This window comes from Candidatus Hydrogenedentota bacterium (assembly GCA_018005585.1).
In the GTDB taxonomy this organism is placed as follows: domain Bacteria; phylum Hydrogenedentota; class Hydrogenedentia; order Hydrogenedentales; family JAGMZX01; genus JAGMZX01.
Genome location: JAGMZX010000007.1, coordinates 68,223 through 74,565, shown reverse-complemented (window position 1 = coordinate 74,565; position 6,343 = coordinate 68,223). Strand labels below are relative to the sequence as shown.

The following is a 6,343-nucleotide window of genomic DNA, read 5'->3' as shown; positions in this document are numbered from 1 at the left end:
TACGTCGGCAGGTGCTCGCCGTATTGCAGGTACAACGGGTGATCGAGATAGTAATGCTGACGGCCGGTAAGCGTGCGCCACGGCACCAGCGCCTCGACGTTATACGTGAACGGCGAATAGGGCCGCCGGTCTTCGATGAGCCCGGACCACATCGGGCTGTTAACAAATCGGTGCGGCCGGGTTTGCAGACCCTTGTAATTCACCCGGAATGACCGGGATTTTTCGGCCAGGTGCGTCAGCGGCAGGCCGACTTTCTCTTCCATGTTCTTGTACGAACGGTAGGAAAGTTCCCCGTTCGTGACAGTGGCGAATTCGAGGATAATGTTGCAGACGTCCTCGTCGCCCTTCAATGAAAGCAGTCTCTGGTCGCCATATTGGACGCTGGGCAGTCTCTCAAGCGCTTCCTCGTAGAAATCATCGATGGCGTAGTGTGTTCCGTGTGCACCAAGCCCGTTCTTCCACGCCATCGGCCCGAAGGCGATATACTGCCGGTACAAACTCCTGTAATCGCGCGAAACGACCTTCAAGTCGGGCATGGTCTTGCCGGGAGTGGCCTCTACTTCGCCGGTCTTCCAGTGTTTGAGGTCCGGCTGCGCGATCTCAGCGGCGCTGTCGTGCGAAAGCGGCGTCGCCACGAGGTCCGGTACCGGTTCCGGGAAATGCCTCTCCGCCAGTTCCGAGAATTTCTTCGCAATTGCCTGAAAGATCTGCCAGTCGCTTTTCGATTCCCAGCACGGCGGCACCGCGGCCGACAGAGGATGTATAAAGCTGTGCATGTCGGTCGAGTTCAGGTCCGCTTTTTCGTACCAGGTCGCCGCGGGCAACACGATGTCCGAATAGAGTGCAGACGTGTCCATGCGGAAATTGAGATCGACGACGAGGTCCATCTTCCCCTTCGGCGCGTCCTTATGCCAAACGACCTCATTGACGGACCCTTCCGCCATGTCCTCGGCGATCGCGTTCGTATGTGTGCCCAGGTAATGCTTGAGGAAATACTCGTGGCCTTTCGAACTCGCCATGAGCGCGTTCCCGCGCCAGATGTACCAGACGCGCGGCCAGTTCTCAGCCGCATCGGGGTCTTCAACGGAAAAGCGGAGTGCGCCCGACTTCAATTCGCCAATGACATGCTGAATGACCTTTTCTTCCGTGTCCGCCCCCGCCGCGCGCGCTTCTTTCACTAACGCAATGGGATTCTTGTTGAATTGCGGGTAGAAAGGCAGCCAGCCCGACTGCACGGCGCGCACCTGCACGTCCATCGTGTGTCCCGTCGCGAGCGAATCCGGCGGCTGATGCCGCGGCACGGTGTGGTAATCCGTAAATGACCGCTCGTAGCGCCACTGGTCCGTGTGTACGTAATGCCAACTGGGCGCATTCTGCACGCGGGACGGCGGATACCAGTCCTTCGCCAGCGCGATGCTTGCCCATGATTCGCCCGGCGCCAGCTTCTCCTGGCCGACGTAGTGCGCGAGGCCACCGCCATTCACGCCGACGCAGCCGCAGAACATGAGCGCGTTGATCCCGGCGCGGTACATGAGGTTGCCGTGATACCAATGATTGATGCCGGCGCCAATGATGATTGTGCACTTGCCCTTGGTCAGTTCCGCGGTCGTCGCCCACTCGCGCGCAAAGCGAATGACCATGTCACGGCTCATCCCCGTGTATTTCTCAGACCATGCAGGAGTGTAGGGCGCTTCGTCATCGTAGCTTCGCGGGTACTCGCCTTTGAGACCGCGCGCCACGCCATACTGGGCCATCAGCAGGTCATACACGGTCGTGACGAGCACTTCCTGTCCCGAAGCCGTCTCGATACGCTTCACCGGCACGCCGCGCGTGACTTCGTCACCGGCGCTGAAGTCGTCGAATTGCGCCAGCACGGTTATGTCCGGCGAATCAAGGAAGGTCAGGGCGGGCGCGATAACGCTGCCGTCCTGCCCGTCTTCGAGTTTCAGGTTCCACTTGCCTTTTTCTTCCCCCCAGCGGAAACCAGCCGTTCCCATAGGCATTTTGGGCCGGTTCTCCGTTTCATCCCACATGAGGAACTTCCAGTCGCCGTTCTCGACGCCCGCGTACCCGCTGAGGCGGTTCGCCCGCAACAACTGGCCGGGCCGGTACACGTCCGCCTCCTCCGTCGGGTGCAACTCAACGAGCAACGGCGCGTCCGTATAACGCTTCGTATAGTCGATGAAATAGGGGGTCTGCCGCTCCTGGTGGAATTCTTTGAGAATGACATGGTTTACGGCCATCCACCACGCGCCGTCCTGTCCCGCGTTCAACGAAACCCACTCGTCCGCGTATTTGGCCACCTGGTTGAAATCCGGCGCGAACACCCACATTTTGGTTCCGTTGTGGCGCGATTCAGCGGCAAAATGACAGTCGGGCGTGCGTGTCATGTTTAAATTCGAGCCCATAACGGCGAGCAACTTCGCGTTGTACCAGTCCGCCGACTCGTGCACGTCTGTCTGCTCGCCCCAGGTTTCCGGGGATGCACAGGGCAGGTCGCAATACCAGTCGTAGAAGGATAACGAGATGCCCCCCATCAACTGCATGAGCCGCGCGCCGGCGGCGTAGCTGATCATCGACATCGCCGGAATTGGCGAAAAGCCCGCTATGCGATCCGGCCCGTGCTTCTTGATCGTGTGGATGTTCGCCGCCGCCATAATCTCAAGGACCGTGTCCCACGTCGTGCGGCGGAACCCGCCTTTGCCACGGGCAACCTGCCAGCGCGACCGTGCCGCCGGGTTCTCGACGAGCGAGGTCCACGCATCGACCGGGTCCTCGAATTCCGCCCGGGCCGTGCGCCAGAGGTCGAGCAGGGCGCCCCGAATGTACGGATATTTCACGCGCAGCGGGCTGTAGAGATACCACGAATACGAGATGCCGCGCTGGCAGCCGCGAGGTTCATACGGCGGTATGCCGGCCTGCAATTCGGGGTAGTCGAGCTGCTGCATTTCCCACGTGACTATGCCCTCTTTTACGTAGATCGCCCAGCTGCACCCGCCGGTGCAGTTCACGCCATGCGTGCTGCGCACGACCTTGTCGTGCTGCCAGCGGTTCCGGTAAAACTCTTCCCAGCCGCGCAGCTTCGGGTCGCATTCGTCTTTTATCCAATGTATCGCGTTGCGTACTTTCATGAGAGCGCCTCACAGTTTCGATGCTTCCACCAGGGCCCGCCGTACCGAACGGAAACGCCCCTTCCAGAACACGTCAAACAGCACCAGCATCAAGGCGGCCAACCCGAGCCCCAAGAGCGAAAACGTCAATTGCGTCACGCCCGCCTGCACGGGCGCGCCTTGTTTTGCGCGGTCCTCGAACAGCCCCACCAGAGCCTGTATCTCGTCGGGTTGCAGTGGCGCGGCGCGCAGTACCGATTGCATCGTGGGCGTCGCAGGGGACTGAAGCCACGCGCTCAGCGCCGCGCGCCCTTGCAGCCGTTCGTAAACCAGAGTCAGGTCAGGCCCTATGAAACCGCCGCCAAGCCCGCCGGTCCCGGGCAGCGTGTGGCAGGAAATGCACATGGGTCCGCCCCCCGCCAACCGCTGCCGGCCGGTAAAGATATCGAGGCCGCGCGAAATGTCCGCAGGCGTGAACGCCGCCGTCGAGACCTGTTGCCCCTTGAACTGCGACTCCGGAAGAGCGGATTCTGCTTCGAGCAAGTCCAGGAGAAAATCCACGCGCTCCGGCGTAAGCCCGGCAACCTGCGGCATGACCACGCCGCGTGCGTCATTCAGGAGTTGCAGCGCGTATGGGTCGCCCGAGTTGATCTTGGCCTGAGGATTCAGGACAAAGCTCCGCAACCACTCACGGTCCTTCCGCTGCGTGACGTCTTTCAGGTCCGGGCCGGTCAGCCGCCCGCCGCCGACCGTGTGACAACTCGCGCAGTTCGCTTTGAAGAACGCCGCCGTCTCCTGACCGCCCGCGGCCGCAGTCAGCAGAGCCGCCAGTAACCCCAAGCACGCCAGAAGGCGTGCCTGGCTCTTCGAGGCCGCGCATGCGGTGCTTCTCCCCCGCATTCGACGCCCCAAGTCCTGAATTCTGAGCCCTGAATCCTGCGCCTTCAATGGGTTGTCCTCCGCTTCGCAATAGCCGCTATCGAGGTTTCTTCGAGAAACTTCAAGTAACTCTGCCGTGCCCTCTGGAAGCGGTCATGCGCCGGACACGGATTGCTGTTGTCACACTGGCGGTTCTTGTCCAGGATGCAAGCGGGACGGGAGCGCACGCCCTCAAATACCTCAATGACGTCGATAAGCAGAATTTCCTTTGCCGGTTTCGCCAGACCGTATCCGCCGCGCAAACCCCGCGTCGCGTCGATGATTCCCGCCCGTCCCAGGGAGGCCAGAATCTTCGAGAGATACTGCGCTGGTATCCCCGCGGCGTCGGAAAGCGCCTTGCCGGCCACGATTTGGCCGTCTTCCAGATGGGCCAGTTCAATCAGGGCCCGCAGCGCATATTCCGATGTCGTGGAAATCATTTTGGACCTCTTTGTCCAGAACTCTACCGTATTTCGGACCTTTTTGTCAAGATCTCTTTTCCGGCTTTCGCCTACCGTTGCGCGTCGTGGGAAAATCGCGAAATCTGGAGCTTCCTTCCGCTGACTGCCGCCCCTGTATGCCCCTTGCCGATGTGTCTGATTCCTGCCCCTACGCTTCCACGCAGAGGCGAATAGAAGCCACCCGGAAGTCCACAGGCTCCCCAAGCCGGGCAATAACGGAACCAGACCAGCCTTCCGCGGCCCGTCAGGTAATGTACAGGCTCTCCGTTGAAAACAGCGAATCGCTGGTGAGATTGACGCCGAGGGTCCGCAGCCCCGCCTCATCCCCCGGAGTCGGGATATGCGTCATGTGCATGTCACACCCCTGAAGGTTCTTCAGCTGTTCAATCGCCAGTTTCGTCGCGCTGTTCAACGGGATCGATGCTCCCACGGCAATCAACGCCTCTTCCAGGTCGAGGCTGATGCTCTTGCCGTCCCTCATGTCGCGCTTCATGTCGCCAATAGCCTCGAGAATCCCGGGCGAAATCAGGTGGATCTTGTCAGGAATGCCGGCGAGATACTTGATCGCGTTGAGTACGGCGCTGGTCGCGGCATGCATCAGCGGCGAATTATTGCCCGTGATAATGGTGCCGTCCTTGAGTTCGATGGCCGTGCCGCAGTAGACGCCTTCGTGGCCTTTATGGTTCCGTTGCCCCCGTTCCGCCGCCTCCCGCGCCGGCCGGACCACCCGCCGGTCCTCCACCTGCGCACCCAGTTCGTTCATGATGAGTTCAACCCGCTCCACCGTCTCCCGGTCCACAAGGCCCATCATGTATTCGCACCGGTAGCGCAGCACGCGCCGGATTACTTCCTGCTTCGCGGCTTCGGCCACGGCATCCTCATCCACTATGCCGAATCCCACCCGGTTCACCCCCATGTCGGTCGGCGAACGATAGAACGGTTTCTCGCCTGTGATCTTTCCCAGAATCCGCCTCAGCAACGGAAACGCCTCAACATCCCGGTTATAGTTGACCGAGGTTTCGCCATACGCCTCGAGATGGAACGGGTCGATGACGTTCACATCCTTCAGGTCCGCCGTAGCCGCCTCGTACGCCACGTTCACCGGATGTTTCAGCGGCAGGTTCCAGATGGGGAATGTCTCGAACTTGGCGTATCCGGCCCGCACGCCCCGCTCGTATTCGTGATAGAGCTGCGAAAGGCACGTGCCCAGCTTGCCGCTGCCGGGACCGGGTCCCGTCACCACCACGAGCGGATGCGTCGTTTCAATGTACGTGTTGCGCCCGTACCCTTCCCCGCTGACAATAAGGTCCACGTCTGTAGGGTACCCCTTCGTCGCACGATGGGTGTAGACCTTCAATCCCCGCCGTTCGAGCTTGTTCTTGAACAGCAGCGCCGAAGGCTGGTCCTCATACCGCGTGATTACGACAGCCGTGATTTCCAGCCCCCAGTCCCGCCGCAGGTCATCGATCAGTTTGAGCACGTCCACGTCGTAGGTGATGCCAAAATCCGCCCGGATCTTCTTGCGGTCAATATCGCCCGCGTAAATGCACAGGATGATCTCGATGCTGTCCCGAATCTTCTGCAGCAAGCGCATCTTGACGTTGGGGTCAAAGCCCGGCAACACACGCGCGGCGTGATAATCGAAGATCAGCTTCCCGCCAAATTCCAGGTAAAGTTTGTTGTCGAACCGCTGGATTCGTCTCAGGATTTCCGCGGTCTGTTCCTCAAGATACTTTTCGACGTCGAATGCGGCTTTCTGCCCCGTCGTCATCTGATTCCCGCCTCCTTACGGTTGGACGGGCGCGAGTCTAAAGCGATCCTCATCGGGCAGTCAATGCCCCCGTACTGTTTTTT

General features: G+C 60.4%; 4 protein-coding genes. All 4 read right to left on the bottom strand.

Annotated elements, in window-relative coordinates; all coding sequences use genetic code 11:
• A partial coding sequence (locus KA184_02425) for a nitrate reductase subunit alpha (GenBank protein ID MBP8128408.1) occupies positions 1-3,131 on the bottom strand: 3,131 nt, incomplete at its 3' end.
• Positions 3,132-3,140: 9 nt separating this feature from the next.
• On the bottom strand, positions 3,141-4,010 hold the full coding sequence (locus KA184_02420; GenBank protein ID MBP8128407.1) for a cytochrome c: 870 nt from the start codon (positions 4,008-4,010) through the stop codon (positions 3,141-3,143).
• Between the two features lie 44 nt (positions 4,011-4,054).
• On the bottom strand, positions 4,055-4,468 hold the full coding sequence (locus KA184_02415) for an Rrf2 family transcriptional regulator (protein MBP8128406.1): 414 nt from the start codon (positions 4,466-4,468) through the stop codon (positions 4,055-4,057).
• A gap of 265 nt (positions 4,469-4,733) precedes the next feature.
• Positions 4,734-6,260, bottom strand: a complete 1,527-nt coding sequence (locus tag KA184_02410) for a DUF1846 domain-containing protein (protein MBP8128405.1) — start codon at positions 6,258-6,260, stop codon at positions 4,734-4,736.
• Between the last annotated feature and the right edge of the window lie 83 nt (positions 6,261-6,343).

Bases quoted from the DNA above. Each gene is read 5' to 3' on its own strand.
- KA184_02420 (MBP8128407.1), bottom strand. From the start codon at position 4,010: ATGCGGGGGAGAAGCACCGCATGCGCGGCCTCGAAGAGCCAGGCACGC.
- KA184_02415 (MBP8128406.1), bottom strand. From the start codon at position 4,468: ATGATTTCCACGACATCGGAATATGCGCTGCGGGCCCTGATTGAACTG.
- KA184_02410 (MBP8128405.1), bottom strand. From the start codon at position 6,260: ATGACGACGGGGCAGAAAGCCGCATTCGACGTCGAAAAGTATCTTGAG.